Source organism: Blastocatellia bacterium (assembly GCA_016713405.1).
Classification (GTDB): domain Bacteria; phylum Acidobacteriota; class Blastocatellia; order Chloracidobacteriales; family JADJPF01; genus JADJPF01.
This window is the reverse complement of sequence record JADJPF010000024.1, coordinates 51,927-74,994: the sequence shown is the minus strand read 5'-3', so window position 1 is coordinate 74,994 and position 23,068 is coordinate 51,927. Positions and strand designations below refer to the sequence as shown.

General features: G+C 34.1%; 23 protein-coding genes and 1 pseudogene. 11 read left to right on the top strand and 13 right to left on the bottom strand.

Annotated elements, in window-relative coordinates:
• Nucleotides 1-8 precede the first annotated feature (8 nt).
• Nucleotides 9-368: pseudogene (locus IPK14_24475) on the bottom strand (hypothetical protein).
• Complete coding sequence (locus IPK14_24470; GenBank protein MBK7996408.1) at nucleotides 344-1,609, bottom strand: hypothetical protein; 1,266 nt, start codon at nucleotides 1,607-1,609, stop codon at nucleotides 344-346. The pseudogene IPK14_24475 and the gene IPK14_24470 overlap by 25 nt, the downstream one beginning before the upstream one ends.
• A 113-nt stretch (nucleotides 1,610-1,722) precedes the next feature.
• Here IPK14_24470 and IPK14_24465 point away from each other — a divergent pair, with 113 nt between their 5' ends.
• Together IPK14_24465 and IPK14_24460 are read left to right on the top strand one after the other, a co-directional pair.
• Nucleotides 1,723-3,513 carry a hypothetical protein gene (locus tag IPK14_24465; GenBank protein ID MBK7996407.1) on the top strand — a complete coding sequence of 597 codons (1,791 nt, stop codon included), beginning with the start codon at nucleotides 1,723-1,725 and terminating at the stop codon, nucleotides 3,511-3,513.
• Entirely contained in the window at nucleotides 3,471-3,875 is a 405-nt protein-coding gene (locus IPK14_24460) for a hypothetical protein (protein ID MBK7996406.1), read from the top strand. The genes IPK14_24465 and IPK14_24460 overlap by 43 nt, the downstream gene beginning before the upstream one ends.
• A 22-nt stretch (nucleotides 3,876-3,897) precedes the next feature.
• Here IPK14_24460 and tsaD read toward each other — a convergent pair whose 3' ends face one another.
• From tsaD to IPK14_24440, 4 genes are read right to left on the bottom strand one after another with little or no spacing between them, the layout of a single operon-like run.
• The gene (gene tsaD / locus IPK14_24455) at nucleotides 3,898-4,986 is read right to left on the bottom strand and encodes a tRNA (adenosine(37)-N6)-threonylcarbamoyltransferase complex transferase subunit TsaD (GenBank protein ID MBK7996405.1); all 1,089 of its coding nucleotides are present in this window, start codon (nucleotides 4,984-4,986) and stop codon (nucleotides 3,898-3,900) included.
• Between the two features lie 3 nt (nucleotides 4,987-4,989).
• Nucleotides 4,990-5,424 carry a peptidylprolyl isomerase gene (locus tag IPK14_24450; protein MBK7996404.1) on the bottom strand — a complete coding sequence of 145 codons (435 nt, stop codon included), beginning with the start codon at nucleotides 5,422-5,424 and terminating at the stop codon, nucleotides 4,990-4,992.
• A gap of 22 nt (nucleotides 5,425-5,446) precedes the next feature.
• Entirely contained in the window at nucleotides 5,447-5,890 is a 444-nt protein-coding gene (locus tag IPK14_24445; GenBank protein ID MBK7996403.1) for an HAD-IIB family hydrolase, read from the bottom strand.
• Nucleotides 5,806-6,282: an HAD-IIB family hydrolase gene (locus tag IPK14_24440; GenBank protein ID MBK7996402.1), complete on the bottom strand. Its 477-nt coding sequence runs from the start codon at nucleotides 6,280-6,282 to the stop codon at nucleotides 5,806-5,808. The genes IPK14_24445 and IPK14_24440 overlap by 85 nt, the downstream gene beginning before the upstream one ends.
• Before the next feature lie 106 nt (nucleotides 6,283-6,388).
• On the opposite strand from IPK14_24440, the gene IPK14_24435 reads away from it, so the two are divergent.
• From IPK14_24435 to IPK14_24405, 7 genes are all read left to right on the top strand, one after another.
• Nucleotides 6,389-7,549, top strand: coding sequence for a threonine synthase (locus IPK14_24435; GenBank protein MBK7996401.1), 1,161 nt, complete (start codon nucleotides 6,389-6,391; stop codon nucleotides 7,547-7,549).
• Between the two features lie 3 nt (nucleotides 7,550-7,552).
• Nucleotides 7,553-9,235: a glycosyltransferase family 39 protein gene (locus tag IPK14_24430; protein ID MBK7996400.1), complete on the top strand. Its 1,683-nt coding sequence runs from the start codon at nucleotides 7,553-7,555 to the stop codon at nucleotides 9,233-9,235.
• Nucleotides 9,236-9,238: 3 nt separating this feature from the next.
• On the top strand, nucleotides 9,239-9,709 hold the full coding sequence (locus tag IPK14_24425) for an acyl-CoA thioesterase (protein ID MBK7996399.1): 471 nt from the start codon (nucleotides 9,239-9,241) through the stop codon (nucleotides 9,707-9,709).
• A 45-nt stretch (nucleotides 9,710-9,754) separates the two neighbouring features.
• Complete coding sequence (locus IPK14_24420) at nucleotides 9,755-10,237, top strand: 6,7-dimethyl-8-ribityllumazine synthase (GenBank protein MBK7996398.1); 483 nt, start codon at nucleotides 9,755-9,757, stop codon at nucleotides 10,235-10,237.
• A gap of 35 nt (nucleotides 10,238-10,272) precedes the next feature.
• Complete coding sequence (gene nusB, locus IPK14_24415) at nucleotides 10,273-10,749, top strand: transcription antitermination factor NusB (protein ID MBK7996397.1); 477 nt, start codon at nucleotides 10,273-10,275, stop codon at nucleotides 10,747-10,749.
• An 81-nt stretch (nucleotides 10,750-10,830) separates the two neighbouring features.
• Nucleotides 10,831-11,082 carry a hypothetical protein gene (locus IPK14_24410; protein MBK7996396.1) on the top strand — a complete coding sequence of 84 codons (252 nt, stop codon included), beginning with the start codon at nucleotides 10,831-10,833 and terminating at the stop codon, nucleotides 11,080-11,082.
• Nucleotides 11,083-11,103: 21 nt separating this feature from the next.
• Nucleotides 11,104-11,337, top strand: a complete 234-nt coding sequence (locus IPK14_24405; GenBank protein MBK7996395.1) for a hypothetical protein — start codon at nucleotides 11,104-11,106, stop codon at nucleotides 11,335-11,337.
• 82 nt (nucleotides 11,338-11,419) lie between these two features.
• Here the strand turns inward: IPK14_24405 and IPK14_24400 are convergent, their stop codons facing one another.
• The 3 genes from IPK14_24400 to IPK14_24390 form a co-directional block, all read right to left on the bottom strand.
• Complete coding sequence (locus IPK14_24400; GenBank protein MBK7996394.1) at nucleotides 11,420-12,229, bottom strand: enoyl-CoA hydratase/isomerase family protein; 810 nt, start codon at nucleotides 12,227-12,229, stop codon at nucleotides 11,420-11,422.
• A gap of 568 nt (nucleotides 12,230-12,797) precedes the next feature.
• Nucleotides 12,798-14,372, bottom strand: coding sequence for a glutamate formimidoyltransferase (gene ftcD / locus IPK14_24395; GenBank protein MBK7996393.1), 1,575 nt, complete (start codon nucleotides 14,370-14,372; stop codon nucleotides 12,798-12,800).
• Complete coding sequence (locus tag IPK14_24390) at nucleotides 14,373-15,623, bottom strand: imidazolonepropionase (GenBank protein MBK7996392.1); 1,251 nt, start codon at nucleotides 15,621-15,623, stop codon at nucleotides 14,373-14,375.
• 122 nt (nucleotides 15,624-15,745) lie between these two features.
• Here IPK14_24390 and IPK14_24385 point away from each other — a divergent pair, with 122 nt between their 5' ends.
• Complete coding sequence (locus IPK14_24385) at nucleotides 15,746-16,927, top strand: glycosyltransferase family 4 protein (GenBank protein MBK7996391.1); 1,182 nt, start codon at nucleotides 15,746-15,748, stop codon at nucleotides 16,925-16,927.
• A gap of 55 nt (nucleotides 16,928-16,982) precedes the next feature.
• Here IPK14_24385 and IPK14_24380 read toward each other — a convergent pair whose 3' ends face one another.
• Nucleotides 16,983-18,515, bottom strand: coding sequence for an ascorbate-dependent monooxygenase (locus IPK14_24380; GenBank protein ID MBK7996390.1), 1,533 nt, complete (start codon nucleotides 18,513-18,515; stop codon nucleotides 16,983-16,985).
• A 498-nt stretch (nucleotides 18,516-19,013) separates the two neighbouring features.
• Between IPK14_24380 and IPK14_24375 the strand changes: the two genes are divergently transcribed.
• Entirely contained in the window at nucleotides 19,014-20,462 is a 1,449-nt protein-coding gene (locus IPK14_24375; GenBank protein MBK7996389.1) for a hypothetical protein, read from the top strand.
• 123 nt (nucleotides 20,463-20,585) lie between these two features.
• Here the strand turns inward: IPK14_24375 and IPK14_24370 are convergent, their stop codons facing one another.
• The 3 genes from IPK14_24370 to IPK14_24360 all read right to left on the bottom strand — a co-directional run bounded on the left by IPK14_24370 (nucleotide 20,586) and on the right by IPK14_24360 (nucleotide 23,066).
• Nucleotides 20,586-20,978, bottom strand: coding sequence for a hypothetical protein (locus IPK14_24370; GenBank protein ID MBK7996388.1), 393 nt, complete (start codon nucleotides 20,976-20,978; stop codon nucleotides 20,586-20,588).
• A gap of 130 nt (nucleotides 20,979-21,108) precedes the next feature.
• A complete protein-coding gene (locus IPK14_24365; protein MBK7996387.1) occupies nucleotides 21,109-21,879 on the bottom strand; it encodes a hypothetical protein in 771 nt (256 codons plus the stop codon).
• A 2-nt stretch (nucleotides 21,880-21,881) separates the two neighbouring features.
• Complete coding sequence (locus IPK14_24360; GenBank protein MBK7996386.1) at nucleotides 21,882-23,066, bottom strand: DNA double-strand break repair nuclease NurA; 1,185 nt, start codon at nucleotides 23,064-23,066, stop codon at nucleotides 21,882-21,884.
• Between the last annotated feature and the right edge of the window lie 2 nt (nucleotides 23,067-23,068).

Sequence of the window (23,068 nt, the reverse complement as noted above, 5' to 3'; positions counted from 1 at the left end):
AATAGCTCCCAAATATTTATTGTGCCGTAGCAATCACCAGAAATAATATATCTATTGTCTTTGCTTAAGCTTAAACTAAAGATTATGCCTTGGTGAGCAATTAGAGAGAATATTTCTTGACCCGTATTTAGTTCCCAAACCCTAATTTGGCTATCTTCTCCAGCAGTGACTAAAAATCTATTGTCTGTTGTTAGTTTTAAGGCTTGAAACCCTGTTGTGCTTTTTATTAGCGTTTGTTTAAGTGAATTATAAATAGCTTTTCCAGGCTTATTTAGCCATTTTATATAATTATAAGGTTGGTTGTTGGTTAGTTTTTCAAGGTAAATACTAGCAGCTTTACTAATTAAACTTTCTGTAGGTTGATTAATAGCTTGTTGTAAAACTTTTCAGGATAGGCTGAAATAAATTGCAGTTGACTAGATAAAAATTTATACCAAAGCTGCAAATTTGTTTGGTCTAATAAACCATTTATATTTAGAATTTGCTCAAAATTGTCTATAAATTGCCATTCTAACCCAAGCTTAAGTTTATTTATAATAAATTCAATATTTATAAACTCATTTATTGCTTTATTAAACAATTGTTTTGTTGTGGCTAAATCGGTTAATGCTATACTTAATAAAATAGTTTTTAGTAAATAACTATCAAAATAAGTAAAATAATTATTTGTGTTTTTCCCTTTTGTTTTAATTAGCCATTTTACAAAATATTGATAATATATAAATTGTTTTTCTCTGATTAATATTTCCTTCTTAATATGATTAATAACTTCTTGATTTACAAATATAATTTTATTACTGGGTAGTAAAATTATATATTTATCTAATTTTATTATAATATTCAATATTTCTAATTTATCTATATTTATTTCTACTATTTCTAATAACTCACTGAGTTGATTAATAGTAATTGGCTCATAGCTTAAAGCTAATAAACCTAATATTAAGTTTATTTCTTCAACTGTTAACTTAGAGTCCACTATATCTAAATATATATTATCCAATAGGTTATTTTTTATTGTAGTTTTTAAATTTTCGGTAGTTAGGTTTGTTAATCGCTCTGACAACAGACTGCTTAAATATAAATCTGGTTTTGAGAATAAAATAAAATATATATTATGTGGTAATTTAATGGGCAGAACTTTAATAATATAATCAAAAAATATTTCTGATAAATTATCAATAATTATTATTATTTTATTTTTTTCTTTTTGTAAAGTTTCTAATATATTAACTAGATTTTTAGATAAACTATTTAGATCATTATAAAAAAAGTTTCTTGGAAGTATTTGCTCAAAAAATTCGCTAGCTTGCCAAATTAAAAATTGTAACATTCTGTAAGGATTTTTATCTTGTCTTACTAAATAAACTAAACAAATATTTTTATCTTTTTGCTTTTGAATAAATTTAGCTAGTAAGGTGTTTTTTTCTCTCTCTTCAGCACTTAAAAGCAAATATCCTCCATTAGGATTATCTAAAAAATAATTTTCTAAGACGTTTAAGGAATCCTTATCTAGAGAAAAGTTTTTTAGGTGATATTGCAGTAATGACCAAATTTCTTGTAGATATTCACTTTGCCAACAACTTTCTAAAGAATTTATTGTATCCATTGAATTATAAATCTGCACTGGTTTAGAATTAAAAAATTAATAAAAATAAACAATTTATAAAAAAACAATTTCTTGTCCACAAAAACTCTTATCACTAAAATATTAATAATACTATGGAAAATACTAAAGAACCTTTATGGATTTACCGTCCAACGATAGATTTACTTATAGGTTGTGGGGCATGGTCATTGCCACTACTTTTACTTGCTAATCCATTTGGAAACTTTGATTTACAAACTTTAGCAATAATTTTTTATGCCTTATCTTTAGTTTGCAACTATCCCCATTATATGGCAACCATTTATCGTGCCTATGGAACAAAAGCAGACTTTACAAAATATCGCTTTTTTACTCTTCATTTAACAGCCCTTTTAATACTATTAGGTATATTTGCTCATACTTCACATAAACTATTAGCTATTATTTTTACTGTTTATCTAACCTGGAGTCCTTGGCATTATATGGGGCAAAATTTTGGCTTATTTATGATGTTTAGCCGTCGTGCTAACTTAAATATAAGCAATTTTGATCGTACAGCAATTTATTTAGCCTTTATAGCTTCATATTTAATGCTTTTCTTTAGTTTTCATACAGGCGACTCACAAGACCCTTATATTTTGTCATTAGGCATTCCCCCTGTTATTGGTAGAAGTGCGCAAATTACTTTTTTAGTAATGTTTTTTCTTACTGCTGGCTATGGACTATTTAATTTACTTCGTCAAGCATCCTTAAAACTAATGATTGCTCCTTTGGTCGTGCTTTCAACAGAATTTTTCTGGTTTGTGCTACCAACAATTCTACAACTAACTAACGCTATTGGCTCTGTTCCACAGGTTCGTTATAGCACTGGTGTTTTAGCTATTATGCACTCGGCTCAATACCTTTGGATTACTAGCTATTATGCTAAAAAAGAAAACCCAACTGCTGATAGCAATTGGAGGCTTTTACCTTATTTATTAACTTTAATTATTGGTGGAATTGTTTTATTTGTACCTGGCCCTTGGCTTGTAAGCTATATTTTTAGCTATGACTTTACTACTAGCTTTTTAATATTTACAGCACTAATTAATATTCATCATTTTTTGCTTGATGGAGCAATTTGGAAGCTACGAGATAGCAAAATTTCTGCTTTGTTGCTTAATAGTCAAGAAAACTTCTCTGCACTTGCTGAAAAAACCTTTTGGTTAGCTAAATTAACCAGTAAAAATTTAGCTGCTAGGAGTTTTAGAATTGTAATTATTGTTTTGCTACTTCTTTTAGCTGGTGTTGACCAAACTAGGTTTTATTTTGCACTTAAAGAAGGAAATTTAACCTTTCTTAGTTATGCAGAAAAACTAAATCCAAATGATGCAACAGTTAAAACAAGACTTGCTCTAGCAAAAGCTAATCCAGACAACATAATAGAAACCATTGAAAACCTTAAATCAGCCCTTAAGTTAAACCCCTATGACCCAGAAATTCAACACCGTTTAGCACAAATGTTGATAGAAAACCAACAATTTGAAGAAGCCTATACACATTATCAAAAAATGCCGTCCTATGTGCCATTAGATGCAAATGCTTTAATTAATTTTGGTATTTTAACAATGCAGCTTAAAAATAACGTGTCAGAAGCAATTTCTTATTGGCAACAAGCCACACGCCTTGCACCAAAAGAACTTAATCCACACATTTATTTAGCCGATACTTATTTCCAACAAAAAGAATACCTTAAAGCAATTCCTCATTATGAATCTTTCTTGCTTTTAGCTTCTGAGCAACCCTTAGAATTAAGACCTAGCCCTAAGCAATTAGTATTAATAGCATTAAAAATCGCTGAATGTTACACCCAGACGCAACTTCCTGAGCGAGCATTAAAATATTGTCAACAAGCAGTAAAATTGCTGAAAATTCTAAGGATTTAACATTAAATAGCTTTGCTTTAATTAAACTTGGGGAAATGTATCTAGCATTTGAAAACCTAGAACAAGCAATTCCAAACTATCAAAAAGCTCTTAAACTTGATGAAATAGTAAAAGACAATAAGTTATCTGCTGTAGATTGGTTTAACTATGCAAATTTGTTAGCTAAAGCAAATGCCTCAGAAATAATGATTATGGCTAGTTTGCTTAAGGCAGAATCTTTATTAAAAGACTCTCCAGGCCCTGAGCTAGACGAAATACTTAAAGCTAAAGAAGTATTTATCAAATCTACAGGTATGGAAACATCTAAAATCGAGCAAGATTTAGATAAGCTTGTTGAAAAAGCTCTTAATTTACAACCTTAAGTAAATTTAGTGCTTAAACAAACTAAGAAAGGCGATATCTAACTTTACCTTTTTTGGGTGGTTCGGTTTCTAACTCTAGATTTTGTAGCTTTAAGCTGGAAACAGCCGTTAAATCTAGCCCTACTTTTTCACCACGTAGCAACTTGGGATAACCTGCTGCTGCAATCATTGCTGCATTATCAGTCGTAAGTATTGGACTAGGATAATAAAGCGCAACTTTCATTTTTTCGGCTAGTTCTTTCATTGATTGGCGCAAAGCACTATTACAAGCTACACCACCAGATAAAATTAAGGTTTTTGGCTGGTAATCTGCAACAGCTTTTCTAAAAGGAACTATTAAGGAGTGAACAGCAGCTTGTTGAAAGCTAGCAACAAGGTTTTTGATTTGCTCAGATGGTTCTTCCCCACTTAAAAGCGGTGTTATAGATTGTTCTTTTGTATATCGTAAAACTGCTGTTTTTAGGCCGCTAAAGCTAAAATCATAACGCCCGTCTTCCATTCTAGGGGGGGTAAAAACTAGCGGAGCCGCTGACGCATCACCTGTACGAGCTAAACGGTCAATAACTGGGCCTCCTGGATAGCCTAAACCTAACAATTTAGCAACCTTATCAAATGCCTCTCCAGCAGCATCATCCCTTGTATGACCAACAAGCTGATATTTTTCTGCTTCAGGCATTAAGTAAATACTAGTATGACCTCCAGAAACTACCAAAGCTAAAGCGGGATACTCAATTGGAGGATTTTCAAATATTACAGAATAAATATGACCTTCTAGGTGATTAACTCCAACCAAAGGTTTATTTAGCACATAGGCCAAGGATTTAGCATAACAAATGCCTACTAGCAAAGCTCCTACAAGTCCAGGCCCATAAGTTACAGCAATACCATCTACATCAGAAAGTTGAATTTCTGCCTTTTCACAAGCTTCTTTTGCAACTGCCATGATTTTAACTAAATGCTCACGGGAAGCTAGTTCTGGCACTACACCGCCAAATGGACGATGTTTTTCAATCTGTGAAGCAATAATGTTAGAACGCAAACGGCAACCATCTTCAATAATTGCCGCTGCGGTTTCATCACAAGAACTTTCTATTCCTAATACTAAACGCATAAATTAAACAATCTTTACACTTAACATTTTATCGCCAATAGCAATATTTTTTACTACTTCCAAACCTTCAGTTACACGACCAAAAACAGCATATTGCATATCTAGGTAAGCAACCGGAGCTAATGTAATATAAAACTGGCAAGAAGCACTATTAGGTTCTGAGGATCTAGCCATTGCTACTACTCCAGCAGCATCATGTTTTAAGTTTGGCTTTACTTCTAAAGGTATGGTTTTACCACTATTTCCAGTACCATTACCTACTGGATCGCCACCTTGAATAACAAAATTAGGAACTACGCGATGAAAAGTTAAACCATCATAAAAACCTTTTTCTGCCAAACCAATAAAATTAGCAGTAGTTATAGGTGCATCAGTTTCATATAAATGAAATTTAATCGTACCTTTGTTAGTTTCAATTACTGCGGTTCTTTCAGCCATAAATCCAAAATCCTCCTAAAAATTAACTATGTAAAATATATTTTTCAATTGCTACAGCTACACCATCTTCATCATTACTTAAGGTGGTGGTAAAGCCTTTATTTTGCAGGCTTTCATCAGCATTTGCCATTATTATAGGCAACCCTGCATATTCCAACATTTCTAAATCATTTTGGTTATCGCCTATTGCCATAACTTCATCTGCATTAATATTAAATGACTCAGCTAAAGTTTTTAGTGCTGCACCCTTAGAGGCTTGAGGGTTTATTACATCCAAAATTGCTAAATCAAGCTTTCGATAAGCTGTTAATACTACTTTAGCTTGTCCGTGTAACTCTCTTGTTAATCTTTCAGCAATTTCATCCATTAAGTCACATCCTCCTACATAAAAAATTTGTATAGGTGGATGTGTAATATAATGATAGAGATCCCTGACTTGATGGGTGTATTGATGAAACATTGACATATAGGCGCGAAGGCGCACATTATCTTCAGAGATATGATCAAAACTAACAGTCCTTCGCTTTGTGGATTATCACAACATAAAGTATCTGCCTTGTGTTCACGTCCAACTAGAATAAGCTCCCGAGCTAGATCTTTATCTAGCGGATGATAATCAAAAATATGTAAAGTTTGAGTATCTTTAGTCAATGCCCCATTATGAGTAATTAAAGGTAGTTGTAAGTTTAGATCTTGGGCAACAGGCCGAGCAGCATGAAAACGTCTTCCTGTAACTAAAACAACTTTTATCCCAGCAAATACAGCCCTTTGGATAGTTGCTTTGGTGTGGTCAGAGAGTTTATTTTGCGAATTAAGCAAAGTGCCATCAATGTCTAAAGCAAGTAGTTTAATTTGCATAGCGGTTAATCTAACATTGCTTGTCCTTAAGGGTAAAGGCAAGCTTGCTTATCTAGTATTTCAAGGATAAAATCGTGCTTTTCTTTATTTTATGTTAGGAGGAGACATGCCTGTTACACACCTTAGTTGCTTTCAATGCAAAGAACAATATGAAAAACAAAAGGTTCATCAACTTTGTAAAAGCTGCGCTAAACCCTTAAAAGTAAATTATGACTTAAAAAAAATAGGACAAAATTTCACTCCAAGTAAGTTACTTGGTCGTCCTGCTAATTTGTGGCGTTACCAAGAAGTTCTACCTGTAGAAAATTCAGCAAATATTATTTGTTTAGGCGAAGGTTTTACACCTCTTTTTCATGCTACAAAGCTAGGAAAAAAACGTGATATGCCCAAGCTTTATATTAAAGAAGAGGGATTAAACCCTACAGCATCGTTTAAGGCTCGTGGTATGGCTTTGGCTGTATCAATGGCTAAAGAATTAGGCTTAACTAAACTAGCTGTTCCAACAGCAGGCAATGCTGGTGGAGCTTTAGCGGCTTATGCAGCAAAAGCAGGGCTAGAAGCCTATCTTTTTATGCCAAAAGATGTACCAATAGTTAATCGTTTAGAAGCTGAATATTGTGGGGCTAAAGTAATCTTAATTGATGGATTAATTACAGATTGCGCCAAAGCCCTACTAGAACGTAAAGATCAAGAAGGTTGGTTTGATGTTTCTACCTTAAAAGAGCCTTACCGTATTGAAGGTAAAAAAACTATGGGCTATGAATTAGCAGAACAACTTAATTGGCAACTGCCTGATGCAATTGTCTATCCTACTGGTGGCGGAACTGGGCTAATTGGTATGTGGAAAGCCTTTGATGAAATGGAGCAATTAGGCTGGATTACTAGCAGACGACCCAAAATGATCTCAGTTCAAGCAAGCGGTTGTGCGCCAATGGTAGAAGTTTTTAATACTGGTAATACCGGTGTAGAAATTAAAAATGCTCATACTCTTGCTGCTGGTTTACGTGTTCCCCGTGCTATAGGCGATTTCATTATGCTAGATATTCTTAAGAGCAGCAAAGGAACTGCACTTTCTGTTTCTGACCAAGAACTTATTGCAGGAGCAAAAGAAATTGGTCATTCAGAAGGAGTTTTTGCATCTCCTGAAGGCGGAGCAACTCTAGCAGCATTAGATAAATTGCTAGCTAACGGCATAATTCAACCAAATGAAACTGTAGTGCTATTTAACACTGGTAGCGGAATAAAATATTTAGAAGCTTTTCAATAACAAATGTCAAATTCCAGTAGTACAAAATTAGATTTTTTTAATGAATTACTAAAATATCAAAAGTTTTTTCCTATTTTTATCATAGGAATAGCTTTTCCACTTTTTTTTTATAAGCTAGGTGCAGTAGGTTTTTTAGGCCCGGATGAACCCCGCTATGCTCAAGTAGCAAGAGAAATGTTTGAACGTAGCGATTTTATTACTCCTACTTTACTGGGAGAAACTTGGTTTGAAAAACCTGCTCTACTTTATTGGTTTATGATTGTCTGTTATCAGATTTTTGATCCTAGCGAGTTTGCAGCACGTCTTCCTAACGCTATTTTTGCTACTGCTAATTCATTAATTATTTATCATATAGCTAAAAAAGCCGCAGGCAGCATTTATGGATTATTTAGCGGGCTTGTTTTAGCTAGCTCTCTACTTTACTTTGGTCTAGCTCGTGCTGCTTCTTTTGATATGCCTTTAACCTTTAGCTTTACTCTTGCTATAGCTTCGTTTTATTTGGCTGACACATCAGAAAATAAACGTCAGCAATTTCTCTATCTTATAGCTTTTTACTCTGCTTTGGGAATTTCTGTACTGGCTAAAGGTCTTGTAGGCTTTGTTTTAATTAGTGCAATTATAGGTATTTATATAATTTTAACTGGTCAATTAACTTCACTGCTAAAGTTTCGCCCTTTTTTAGGCTTAGTATTTTTTCTTTTAGTTGCTAGTATTTGGTATCTACCCGTAATCCTAAAACATGGACAATCATTTATTGATGTATTTTTTGTCCAACATCATTTTCAACGTTTTACTTCTAATAAATATCGTCATCCTGGGCCAATTTACTTCTTTATATTAATTATTTTAGCTGGAGTATTTCCTTGGACTATTTTTTTATTAAAAGGTGTTGTAAGGCTTGTTAAACTTCGTCCTAGTGGATTTAGCTGGTTTAATTTTGAGCATAAACAAGATCGATTATTACTTTTAGCCATACTTTGGCTTGCTATTCCTTTAACTTTCTTTTCTCTTTCATCTTCTAAGCTGCCTGGCTATATCTTGCCAGTATTTCCCGCCCTAGGATTATTAATTGGCTATGAAGTAGAAAAAACCTTTTCTCAAGCTAAACAATTGCGCTACCCAATAATAATAACTAGTTTATTGTTATTAATTGTTGGTCTGGCTGCACCTTATTTTGCTGGAAAAGAGCTAGCAGCAAGTCAAACTAGCAAAATTTTACTAGCAGTAACACCTATTTTAGCCGCTTTAGGACTACTATCTCTCTTTTGGCTAAGAAATTATTGGACAGTTTTATTTTCTTTATTTGCTATAAATCCAATTTTTGCAATAATTATTACCACAACGCTTTTTTCACCTTTAGAAAATAAAGATTCTCTATCTTCACTTTCAAAAATTGCCTTAAGTAATTTTAAGGCTGATGAAAAAATTATTTTCTTTAATTACCTTCAATATAGCCCATTATTTTATACAAATGGGCGTGTAATTAAAGGCTCAGGTGAACATACACAAGAAGCATTAGTGCTAGAAACTAGCGATCAACTAGCCCAACTTCTACCAAAAAACACTAGCTTACTTTGTTTAACTAAAGAAAAATATCTTAATAAAATAACTAGTGATGGTCGCTTTAAATTTTCATTTATTGCTAATCAACGCGATATTCAACTTTTAAGGGTTTCGTTAAAGTAAATTATGGAAAATAAAGAATCAAAACATTTTGTAGAGTCTTTTCTACGGGTAAGATACGCTGAAACTGATTCTATGGGAATTGTCTATCATGCTAACTACTTAATCTGGATGGAAGTAGGCCGTACAGATTATTTTAGATCACTTGGGCTAAGTTACCGAGACTTAGAAAAAAAATACCAGCTTTTTACCCCATTAATAGATATTAATTGTCGTTATCTTTCCTCTGCTGTTTATGATGATGAAATTTTAATTCGTACTTACCTTAAGCAACTTAACAGAAGATTAATTAAGTTTGGCTATGAAATTTACCGTGTAAATCCTAATGTTAAATTAGCTACAGGAGAAAGCACACATTTAGTAGTTGATGCTCAGCGTAAGCGAGCAACTTTTCCTGAAGAAGTATTAAATGCCTTTCAAAACTGTATTTACGCCGGCAAAGATGAGCCTGTAAATATTGACAGTCAAATTAGCTAACACTATACTGCGAGCAAACAAATAACTTAACAGGAGGAACGCGGCGTGCCGCGACAAATACAAGGTTCACTAAGTGCTGCTGGATTTAAGTTTGCTTTAGTTGCTAGTCGTTGGAACGATCTAGTAGTAAATAGATTAACTGGTGGAGCAGTTGATATTTTAGAACGTCTAGGTGCGCAAAGTGATGATATAACTATTTGCCGTGTTCCAGGTTCATTTGAAATCCCCTTAATAGTAAAAAAACTAGCTGATGCTGGTAAATGGGATGCTATTATTTGTTTAGGTGCTGTAATTAGAGGTGAAACTCCACATTTTGACTATATCGCGGCAGAAGTAACAAAGGGTATTGCACAAATTGCATTAAACAGTAATATTCCTATAACTTATGGAATTATTACTGCTGATTCAGTAGAACAAGCTATTGATCGCGCCGGGATGAAAGTTGGTAATAAAGGTGCTGAAGCGGCTATGTCTGCGGTAGAAATGGTTAATTTGTGCCAACAAATTCAACTTAGTATCAAAAACTAATTTTACTTAGTTTTTAGTTCTATAGGTATAAAACTATGGGTGCTCGTCGTAAGGCTAGAGAGTGTGCCTTACAAATGCTCTTTCAATATGATATCGCACGTCCCAAAATAGAGGATCTAATCAAAACTTATTGGGAAGAAATATGTGAAATATCAAAATCAGAAGTTAGTTCAGAAATCACTGAATTTGCCACTGAACTAGTTATAGGTACTATTGCACACTTTGAGCAAATAGATAATTGCATTAGTAATCGTGCAGCTAATTGGCGAATTTCTAGAATGGCAATAGTAGACCGTAACTTGCTTAGAATGGCTGTCTATGAATTCCTCTATCAACCTAATACCCCTAAAACAGTAATTATCAATGAAGCCCTAGAGATAGCACGCCGCTTTAGCACTTATGAAGCTACTCAGTTTATTAATGGGATTTTAGATGCTGTTAAGCGGGATTTAGAAAATGGAAACGGTCAAGCAGCCTCAGCAAAAGGTGCGCCTTCTGGTTCTAGCTCCTAAACAATTTGTTATTTTTAATTAAAAAATCTATTTATGCTGCTTTGTCAGCACTTACCTAAATCTTTGTAATAATAGAAAATTATGCCAAGAATACCGTGGATTGAAGAAGAAAAGGCCGAAGGCTTGCTAGCGGAAATCTATGCTGAAGCTCGTAGTAGAGCAACTATTCCTGGTAAAGTTCCTGATATTGTTTTAACTATGAGTTGGCAGCCAAATTTTCTTAAATCCATACTAGATGCTGCTAGACTTAGCTTTTCAGATGCAGCATTAAGCCGCGCCCAACACGAAATGATTGCTTCTTATGTATCAGCCCTTAATCGCTGTCATTACTGATTAAGTAGTCATACTACATTCTTGCAGTTGCAAGGAGAAGAATACACGGCTGTTGCTAATGCTTTACGAGAAGGAAATTTAGATAAAGTCCCTATTTCTGATGCTGAACGTCTTTTACTTAGATTTGTTGAAACATTGACTAAACATATCTATAAAATTACTAACGAACAAGTAGAAGAATTACGTAATATTGGTTGGTCAAATCCTCAAATAGCTGAAGCGGTTTATATTGGCGCACTTTTAACTTTTTTGTAAGAGTTGCAGACGCTTTTGATATTCATCCTCCACTAGATTTTGATCCAAATGGAATCCCACCTGTAATAGATAAAGCTTAATTTTATTTATGCCTCCAAACGGGTTTGCGCTTTTCCATAAAAGCTTTTAACCCTTCGTGTGGATCAGCTAAGCTCATTAGTTGCATCAAATATTGCTCTTCTACTTTTGACAAAACTTCTTCAAAATTTGGAAAAAATCCTGTAAAAATTGCACGACGTGTTACTTCTAAAACCGATGCACTATTATCACGAAAAGACGATATGACTTCTAAAGTACGTTCTTCTAATTGTTCTTCGCTGACAACAAAATTTACAAGTCCCATATTTTGCGCATCAAAAGCATCTATTGGCTCACCCGTTAAGATCATTTCTGTTGCTTTTTTTAATCCTATTATTCTAGGTAAAATCACGGCTGCCATAGGAGGGAAAACACCTAATCGAATTTCAGGTTGTCCAAATTTTGCTTTTTCTGAAGCAATAACCACATCACAAAAAGCTACTAATTCACATCCTCCACCTAGAGCAGGCCCATTAACTACTGCAATTGTTGGTTTAGAATAATTATGTAAAGCTCGGAAAATATTATGAAAATTTTCTAGCATTTGATAGGCCATATCTTGGCGATGCTCTTCAATTGAAACACCAGCAGAAAAAGCCTTTGAAGTAGGTGTAGCAGCAAAAACAACTGCACAAACATAAGTAATTTTTGTTAATCGACTAAGAGCATGATTAACTTCTTTTATCATTTCAATAGAAAAGATATTTAATGGAGGCTTATTAAAAATAATGTAAGCTACTCGATCTGCCACTACTACTTGAATTGTCTCATAAACAGATTGCCCAAAGTCAGACCCAATGTAATCCGACGACATGTTAAACTCCCTCAATTAACACTTACTTTTGCTATTTTATTTCTACACTAATTTTTATACTTAACTAATTTTTATATATCATACTAAAAATGTAACCATTAATTTACTAGGAAACTTTGTTAGATATCCATCTAAACTTGCCTAGAAAAACATTTTTTTAGGAATGTAGACAAAACGCCTACACTCCTAAAAATAAAGCTTAGTTACATACACCTATTTTCTTTACTTAATACAGCGTAATCTAAGTAATCCTTAATTCTTAATTCTTAATTCTTAATTCTTAATTCTTAATTCTTAATTCTTAATTCTTAATTCTTAAGCCCCAACGGGGCGACACATTTGTAGCGTAGGGTTTTAACCCTACGTATGATAATAAAATATTCACAGAGTCACGAATGTGACGACATAATTAAAATACTGCGCTAATTAGGTTTATTATGTCGTCGCTACGCGACTCTAATTATGTATAATCACTAGGCTTAGGTCTTACGACCTAGGCTACAATTATTTCGTCCTTTCAGGACTCAAGAAATTAAAAATTTACTAGATCTTTTATATTACACTATATTTAATTGCTAAGGCTTTTTCTTAGAGTTTGCTCAATTTTATTTGCTATTTCTTGAGCGCGTTCTAGCAAACTTGACACTTTATTTTGATTTTCTGTAACAAATTCATTGTCAGTTATTGAGCTTAAATTAACTAATACATTGTAGTAAGCACTGCGTATTGCTACTACTGCTAGCTGTGCGCCAACAGCTAAATCTGTTAAAACATTAGGGTTGCCAATCTCAGATAAGTCATCTAATAGCTCTAGTACAGCAAAGGATTGCTCAACTGTACGAACAGGCACAGAAACCGCGTGCTTGGTGGCTTCTTGTATAGCAGTTTCTCTAGCTAATTGTTCTGCCTGGCTATCTTTAGGTAATTTCATTGCTTTTAATACACCATTAAAGCTCTCAGCATTATCAGTAATAGTTTGTCTTAAAACTGCTCGGAGTTCATCTAATTGAGTAAGAAGTTCTTTTACTTGCCATTCAACAGAAGCAAATTTTTTCTTTCCAACCGTTAAATTTCCCATCATTTGACCAAGAGCCGCTGCTAACATACCACAATGAGCCGCAACGCTTCCGCCACCTGGAGCAGCAGTTCCGGCAGCAACTAAATCTGGAAATGTGCCTATTGTGTTAGATAAACTTTCGTTGTCTTCACCTTGTCCTGAATCAATTCTTTCTTGTTTAGCTAAAGCAGCTTGAAGACGATTTTCTAAAATTTGTTCTGGGCTAAAGTTTTCTAGCTGTAAATAAAAGTCTGAACAAGCATTTAGCGCGGCTTGTGGTACTAGTCCGACAATTTCACTACCTAAAATATTTACTCCATATCGTTCAGCTTCTCGTTTTACCATTTCAAAAGCTCTAAAAAGTGGTGTCCCTTCAAAATTCACCATATTCATAGAAACTTGAACAATTCCACGGTCTTTAAGCTCAAAACCTAGGGCTTTAACATAGCGAAGCCCTCCACCTGCAAAACGTATAACTTTAGCAATTTTCTTAGCTACATCAATATCACTGGTTGCTAGATTGATGTTATAAGCAACTAGCGGAGGTCTTGCGCCTACCACAACAGCACCCGCAGTAGGATGAATTTTAGCTTCGCCAAAATCTGGTTTACGACTGGCGTTTGTTTCTATTTCTTTGCTTAAAAGCTCAAATTCTCCCTTACGTATATCAGCTAAATTAACTCTATCTGGTCTAGTAGCAGCCGACTCATAAAGATAGACAGGAATTTTATTTTCTGCTGCAATCCTTCGCCCAGCTTCACGCGCTAGACGAACGCAATCTTCCATAGAAACATTTGAAATAGGGACAAATGGAATAACATCTGTAGCCCCTAAGCGTGGATGTTCGCCTTGATGATAGTTAAGGTTAATTAGTTCAGCAGCCTTTCCACTAGCTCTTACAGCAGCCTCAACGCAAGCTTCAGGCTCACCAACAAAAGTCACTACTGAACGATTATGGCTAGCATCCATTTCTTGATCTAGTAAAACTACTCCTGGTACAGACTTAATAGTTGCAACTATTTGATCAAGAACTTCCTTTCTACGACCTTCACTAAAATTTGGGATACATTCAACAATTTTTTCCATTTATCTACTACTCCTATAAACAATATTTCCTCGCTTAATAACTGTATTTACAAGGTTTGTGCCAAAAAAGTATGGGATTTGCCGATAATCTTGGCAGTCAAATATTACTAAATCAGCTTGTTTACCTAGTTCTAAAGATCCAATTTTATCGCCTCGTCCAAGGCTATAAGCAGCATTAATGGTGCAAGCCGTCAATGCTTCAGCAGGTGTAAGCCTCATTTGAGTACAAGCTAAACTCATTATCATTGATAAACTAGGTGTTGGTGAGCTACCAGGGTTAAAGTCTGTTGCAATTACTATTGCAAGTCCGCTGTCAATCATTTTTCTAGCTGGAGGATACTGCTTTAAGCCTAAATGAAAAACCGACCCTGGCAACAAAACAGCCATAACTCCTGCTTGTTTTAGTGCATCAATAGACTCTTCATCAATATGCTCTAAATGATCGGCTGTTATAGCGTTTAATTCTGCTGCTAGCTTTGCTCCACCTGAAAGTGTTAATTGATCGGCGTGTAAGCGTAATTTTAAGCCATACTCTTTAGCTGTATTTAATATTTTTCTAGCTTCATCAACGGAAAAAACATGGCTTTCACAAAAAATATCACAATATTCAGCTAAATTTTCTTTTGCAACTGCTGGGATCATTTTTTCAGTTAACAAATTTATATAGCTATCTCGATTATTGCGAAATTCATCAGGGATTTCATGCGCTCCTAAAAATGTAGGGACTAGTTCAATATTATTTTCAGATGTTAGCTCTTTAATTACTTCTAAACTTTTTATTTCATCTTCTAGCGATAAACCATAGCCGCTTTTTGCTTCTGCCGTAGTTGTACCATGTTGTAAAAGTAAATTTATATGGCTGCGTGATTCTGCTAATAAATCTTTGCAACTAGCACCACGAGTACGACGAACGCTTGAACGTATTCCACCACCAGCTAAAGCTATTTCTTGGTAAGTTTTACCTAAAATCCTGAGTTCATATTCATTTTCCCGACTACCAGCAAAAACTGGGTGTGTATGTGCATCTACAAACCCAGGTGTTACTATTTTTTCTCTAGCATCTATAAATTGACAATCTGTAAATTGTGGTAGGCTTTGAGCTTCTCCAACCCAGTTAATTAACCCATTTTCACAAACTATTGCACCATTCTCTATTATCGAAAGTTCACTTAAGTTATTTTTTGTACGTGGCTCAGATGATCCAGCTAATGTTACTAGCTGTTTAATGTTAGTTATTACCAATTTTTCCATAATTTTAGTAAGCTACACAGAGCTTAAATTTTGGTCAAGCTAAAGTAGGAGAAAATATTAAAGCTTACCAATATAAAATATATTAATGACCCTAACCTTAACTTTATACTTTGATAGTTTTTATGAAAATTGGTATTTATAATCTTTTTCTTAATACTTTAGGTGGTGCAGAGAAAAGATCCCTTGTTACAGCAACACATTTAAGTGATTTTCACAATGTGTATCTTTTAGTACCTTACTCAATTAATAAAGAGTACCTAGAAAAATACTTTAATGTTGATCTTAGCCGTATTCAAATAATTGTTCTAAAACAAGGGCGATTTTCTTGGTTAAAACAAAAATATGCTTATGAAAAAGACTATTTTTGTCAGATTAAAGCACTTGAATTGGATATATTTATCAATAACTCATTTATGAGTGGACTTTCTTGTCCCTCAAAGCGAGGAATCTATTTTTGTATGTTTCCTCATAAAATTCCAAGAAGTCCATTAGAAGGGATCTCACTTAAAGAAAAAATAGACACATCCCTCATTTGGATAAAAAATAGGATAATGAACCGAAGCATAGCAACACTAGATTCTTATGATTTTATTGCAGCAAATTCACAATTTACTCAAGAATGGATTATGAAATGGTGGAATCGTCCGTCAGAACTTATTTATTCTAGCTGCGACCCTATGATGGAGATACTCAACTTTTCTGATAAGAGGTCAATAATTCTAAATGTAGGTCGTTTTACATCAGATAAAAAATTCATTCACCATAAACGCCAAGATATATTAGTTAAAGCATTTAAGAAATTAAATAAGGCAATTAAGGATGGGTGGGAACTGCATTTAGCTGGTGGAATAACAAAGGATAAGAATGATGATAAATTTATCTCTCAGCTTATTGATTCTGCAAAAGGCTATCCTATCTTTTTCCATTTTGGTATTAATTTTGAAGAGTTACACAAGCTATATAAAAAAGCCTCTATTTACTGGCATGCAACTGGTTATGGAGTATCTTCTGAACAATATCCAAATCTACAAGAACATTTTGGAATCACAACTGTAGAAGCTATGTCAGCTGGAGCAGTACCTGTAGTTATTAATTCAGGTGGACAGAAAAATACTGTGCATCAGAAAAAAAATGGTTTTTTATGGGATAGTTTGGAAGAAATGCTCAATTACACCAATATACTTATTAATGATAAGCAACTTTTACAAAAATTAAGCTATCAAGCCTTTCTTGATAGTAAAAACTTCAGTCGTAAAGCATTTAATCAAAGAATGAATAATTTAATTGGGCGTTTAGCAAATTAAACCTTCATTGCATATAAAAACGCTGGGTTTTATACACTTTAGCAAAAAATAATTTTTAGTGACAAAGTGGTCTTTGTGGAATATCTAAATTTCTAGGTGATTTCCAGGGAAGTAGATTCATTCCTGATTTATTGTAAGCTGGGGCCCAGTTATACATTTCACCAGGAGAACTACTTAAAATAGATCCCATCATACGAATATTAGCTTGCTGCATTAAGTCCTTACCGCCCATTGTAATACGTGGGTTAGCTTGTGGGTCTAGTGCAATTTCATCTACTATTAGTGTAGATTTAGCATCAGCAGCTTGGGCTTGTGAGCCTTTACGGTCTAGGATGTAGCTAACAAAAGCTAAACACATTTCATCTGTAGTCTGTTCACCCCAAGTAACCGTTTTAGGAGGATTATTTGGATTAAATGGATTAGCTGTAGAATTATCATAAAAGGCTGTTAGCTTAATTTTGCTACCACCAGGTAATACTAGGGGTTCTTGATAAGTATATGTACCTTGCCATTCGAAATCCCAAGCAGGAATGTTAACCATACAAGCAGGCTTTTTGCTACCTGGTAAAGTAACTTCTAGCTTCATTTGTTTTCCAAGTAAGTGCATATGTGGGCTAACACCTAACACTTTAATATTGGTGTTGGCTGGAATTGTATATTGTCCAATAACTTTATGTTTTTTTGCTCCAGGAGGAATAGCAAACCCAAGGTTAAAAATTGGGAAACTACGTAATTCACTTTCTAGTGGTGTATCTGAAAAATGTAGCCCAATACGAGTTTGATCAAGTGTTGTTTTACCATTTGGATGATAATGAACTTGCATCACTACACGTGAGCCTTTAGGGATTTTTATCCCAACACCTTCAGGAGAAAAACGAGGTAAATTTCCAGGAGCCCAACCGCCTAGACCGCCTGTAGGAGTAAAGCCTGGGCCACCAAAAGAAGTATAGCCTGGGCCAGGATCCGCCTCATCTAACTTAAGAGATACGCCTTTACCATCAATAAAAAGTAGTACATGATGAACTACTTCTGCTGCATCTGGTAGGACTTCTACGGCAGTAACATATTTATCTTCTTCAAAAACATGTGGCATAACAAAGCAGCGATAAACATCATCACCATTAGCGGCTAGCTCATAAGGTTCGCTAGATTTTAATGCTAGTTGTGGTTCGCCTAGTCCCCAACTACTACTAAATTTTACTGGAGGTGGTAGGTCTTCTGCATTACCTTCAGGCGCACCAGCATCGGCCCATTTACTAATGGTTTCTATTTGAGCAGGCGTTAAAATACGCTCATCATTAAAGCTTCCGCAACCCTCTGCTGCTTTCCAAGGAGGCATCATACGAGATTGAACAGCGGTTTTGATTGCTTCTGCAAAAGGCTTAGTTTCTGAATAAGTCATTAATGAAAAAGGTGCAATATAGCCTGGATGGTGACAAGTTTGACAATTTTGCTGTAAAATTCTGACTACTTCTTTATTAAAAGTTGGGGCATCAGCAGCAGATCCTTTGGTTGGTTTAGTTATACTTGGTGCTAAAACTAACAAACCGCAGGCAAATAAAAAGACCAATAGTAAAAATTTTTTCATGCTTTCCTCCAACGGAAATGCAATTAATAGCATTGAGTGATAGATAGTTATTTAAGGATTATTTTATTTTGCTAAAGGTTCTTGCCATTATACAGAAAAATACTTTTCTACAGCAATTATATTATTGTTAAAATGCAATAATGTAAGCTTAAAACGCGAAAATACTTAGTTAGAATACTGTTTAGTAATATTCATTACCAGTATATTTTGTTTTATTTAGGGTTTATTTAGGATCTTAATATTATCTAAAGAAAGTAAGTTTTTTATATTCTATTTAGGATCTCTTAAATAGTTAAATTTGTTTATTAACTATTAATAGTTATTTCTTCTATATAATAAAGATAATTAAATTTTTGTAATGCTTGCCTACCATAGCCAGGAAAAAATTGCTAGATTATTTAGGACATCTGATCATTAATAATGAGCATCAAAAATTTTAAGCCAAAAAAAGCTCTCAACATTAAAATCTTAAACAACATTCTTCTGAGGTTTAATTAAATGTCAGCTAAAGTATTTTTCCCTATACAAAACATATTAAAAAATAACTGGAAAAAAGTTGTTTTAGGCAGTGTTTTATTTGCAAATTCTTTTATTCCTCTATATGCACAAAATACTAATCAAACCCCTATAGATATTAAATCTAATGAGCCTCCAACAACAACCATATTAAAAAGCACTAATAAAGTTGCCAAAGAAAAAACAACAGAAGAATATTTATTAGATAAATTAGTTGAAGCTCAAAAGATACTAGCTAAGGATTGCTCTTTAGATGAAGAAACTGTTGGAATTTCAATGCTAGAAAAACGCAGCGGCGAAATCTACTTTATTAAAACCTTAAAAACTAATTTTATTACTCGCGGCTATCAAGAAAACTTCGCCTTATCAGAAGGATCGCAAATTACCTTACGAATAGACCATCCTAACTTTATTAATACTAAAGTAAGCATAGAAACTAGCAGTGGTATAGGGCAGTTTGTTCCCTTAATGGTTAAATACCCAATAGTTAGAAAAGGTATGTTTAAGGAAATGGGCTATTATGTTCCGGCCCATTATAGTTTGCAAACTTATAATTTTGCTCCATTAGGTGATCAGTATATTGAAAAAGTTTTGACTAATGCTAATAAATCTCTTAAACGCAATAATTTAGATGTACCTGAGAAAGTTTTTAATTTAGCAAAACTGCTTTGTATTGTAGAACATATTGACCATAGCCGTTACCACAATGAAAGCAAAACAGCTTTATTTAATGAAGTAAGAACACTTTACGCACTTAATCGTGGAAATACCTATCGTTATGCTGTTAGCAGTGCTGGTGCTGGTGGAATGGTGCAAATGATTTTTAGCACTTATAGAGAAATGAAAAACTCTTTTCCACAAGTAGATTGGATAAGTGATTTTGAGCAAGCAATGATGACACATGAAAATGCTGCTAAAGCAATGTTACTTTATCTAAATCGTTACTATCAATTTTTCTCTGGTAATGATGTTGTTGCTAGTGCTTGGGAAAACAGTATTGCAACAGAAGAAGAAATAATGGCAGCCGGTTATAATTCTAACCCTGTAAAAGTACCTCGCACATTATCACAAGGCGAATATTGGAAACGTTCACTTCCACAAGAAACACAAATTTATTTATCTATTCTTCGTTCATTAGATAGCTCTGTTACAGTAGAACCACCATCAGACTACCGCGCACCTGAAACAGTAACAAGGGCTGCTTATCGTCCACGTGCTAAATCCCAACAAATTCGCAATGTTAGACTAAAATCTCGTTATAAAACTTCTTCCCGCTATAGCACTAGTCGCAAAGCTGTAATCCGTAAAACGGTTAAAGTAGCACCTACTAAGCAACAAAGTTACAAAACTAGTAACAAAAGCAGAGTAAATGCTAGTAGTAAAGCTAAAGCACAGCCAAAAGCAAAAAATCGTACTTCGCGCCATCGTTAAAACTAGTAAAAAAATATCCAGCTAATATGGTCTACATTAGCTGGATATTTTAATTATACTAATGTCTCATAGTTAAGAAATTTCACGTTAAGTAAAATGTCTCAGCTATAATCTACTAAATCACTAAACTAATCCCCAATCTTTTTTTAAGCATTCAAGTAATTCTGCTTCTGCTTCAGAAAGTTCATCACTTCCAATTACTAATTCAACCCCATCAGCTATTTCTTTTAATTTTTTTGATGGTAAATATTCGGCAAAAATAGCGATAGATTCTTTTAAGAGTTCTACATTAACATCTTTTTGCATATCATTAATACAACCAACTACTAAACTTTCAAGGTCTGTATCTGAACCTAAGCCTTCAATCATTCCTTTAAGATAGCCCGCTATATGTTCTATTTCTGTTTGGGAAAGGTCTCCATCTGATGCAGCAAAAAACGATAATAAATGGCACATTCTATATTCTAAGCTATAATCTCCAAGGGCATTCAACATCTTTTTTATATCTTTATTCATAAGATCTCCTTAAATTTTAGGCTTGAGTCTTTTCATAATAATAAATATCACGATAAAAATTATTTATTTAGAAAAACTCTATAAAAGGTAGAAAAAGCTGTTAAAGCGTTATTTTTATCGCTAAATAGTTTTAGAACATATCAAAAAAATAATCCCAATAAAATTGTGGAACTACTTCTTCAGCACGACCTAAAACGCTAACATCAAAAAATTTAGATAACACTGTAGGTTGAGGATTTATTTCTATTAAAAAATTACATTTGCGACGTGCTAAATTAATCAATTGGCTAGCATAAGTAATTTGACCAGAAACACCAATAGAAATAAATGTATCACTTTGTTCAATCGCCATTACAGCTTCACGATGGATTGCTCGTGTAATAGGTTCATCATTAAATACAACATTAGGACGTAAAAACCCTTGGCAGATTTCGCAATATTCTGGCATAGGTAGTTGTCTAAAAGGTACTAAATCATAGATCGTTTGACAAAAGTGACAACGCAACTGCCAAATAGTTCCTTGTAACTGAATAATAGATTCATTTCCCATCAAATTATGTAAGCCATCAAAATTTAATGTTAAGAGAAAAAATTTTAGTGGATAAGTAAAACGTCTTTGCTCCCAACCATGCAAAGTTTGATGGGTAATGCTTGGTCGCGCTCTATAAATACGATTGCGTAAGTCATCATAAAAAGCTTTTACTATTTCTGGGTAATCTTGCCAGGCTGTAGTAGAGCTAAGATATTCACAAGGATAATTATTAAAATGCTGCAAGCGTCCGCTACCTTGGAAAGTTGGGACACCACTAGCTAGGGAAATTCCTGCACCAGTAAGTACACATAATGACCTACTTTGCCCAAATTTTAAGAGTAAATCTTCTGGCAATTGAGGCGAAACCATAACTATCTTCTAGTTTGACTCTTACTTAACGCTTTTTGAGAAACATGTATGTTTATTTCTTGTTTCTGTAAAAACTGTTGAAATATTTGGTAAAAAGCTTCTCGATCAGTTGAAGAGATAAACGCTGTAGCATCAGCCGTTGCTAAAGGGTAAGGATAGCCTACACCAACCACTACTTCAGCACGTACTAAATTTATTACATAATCAAGCAAGCCTTTTTCATATACCCAAACCGGAATATCTAAACGAGCAGGCAAATTCTGATTAGTTTTTAAGTAAACAAATCCAACCCCTCTTTTATGTTTACCAAATTGGTCTAGTAGCCCTGCACGCGCACAAGTAAAAAAAATACTGCGATCTCCCCAAGCTAAATTGCGAAATAAATATGCGTCATGTAGCGGGCTACGCTGAATATCTAAAGCAAAAAAATACTTAAACATTACCGTGATATCACAAGCAAGCGTAGTGTCTACATAACCAACAATAGGAACATTAGTAGCTTCTGAAACATCCAAAAGCCTAATTAAAGGCTCAATAAACAATTTTCTTTGGTCTTCATGCCAACGTTCAGCAAAAGAAATTACAATTGAGCTATCAAGAAAAACAAGTGGAGGAGTTTTGCCTGTATCATTATTTTGAGCATAGCTTTCCATATAATTAGTTAAAACTTCTACTTCTAGTTGAAAGCGTCGCAAGTTTACCATTTGATCAGAAACTTGTAGCTCTGCACCCTTTCCCATCAATAGATCATTAGGTGAAAGTACCTCTACACGAGTGTTTTTAGTATATTGTCCATTAGGTGTGTGTGGATTTTCAAACCAAGCAACTTGTATTGCTGCAACAGGCAAGGACAAATCTTTGGACGGCATTATTTGCGAACCATCTGCGGCAAAAGTTGGATGCCCAAGTAAAATTTTATATGCCCAAGTACGCGCTTCTTCGTGATTTGACCATTGTTCATTAAATTTAACTACTAGATTTTTACTAGTCTGAAATTCTGCTAATGGAATTGCCCCAGGTGCAGAAAAGTCAGATAAATTTGCAAGAATTTCCTCATAATTTAACTTTGAAAATTCACAAATTTTTTCATCATAAAACAAACTACTACTATTTAATTGTTGATCAAAGCTTGTAAATTCCTGGGCTTTAGAATTTAAGGCATTAGCAATTTTATTTCTTAAAGACATAA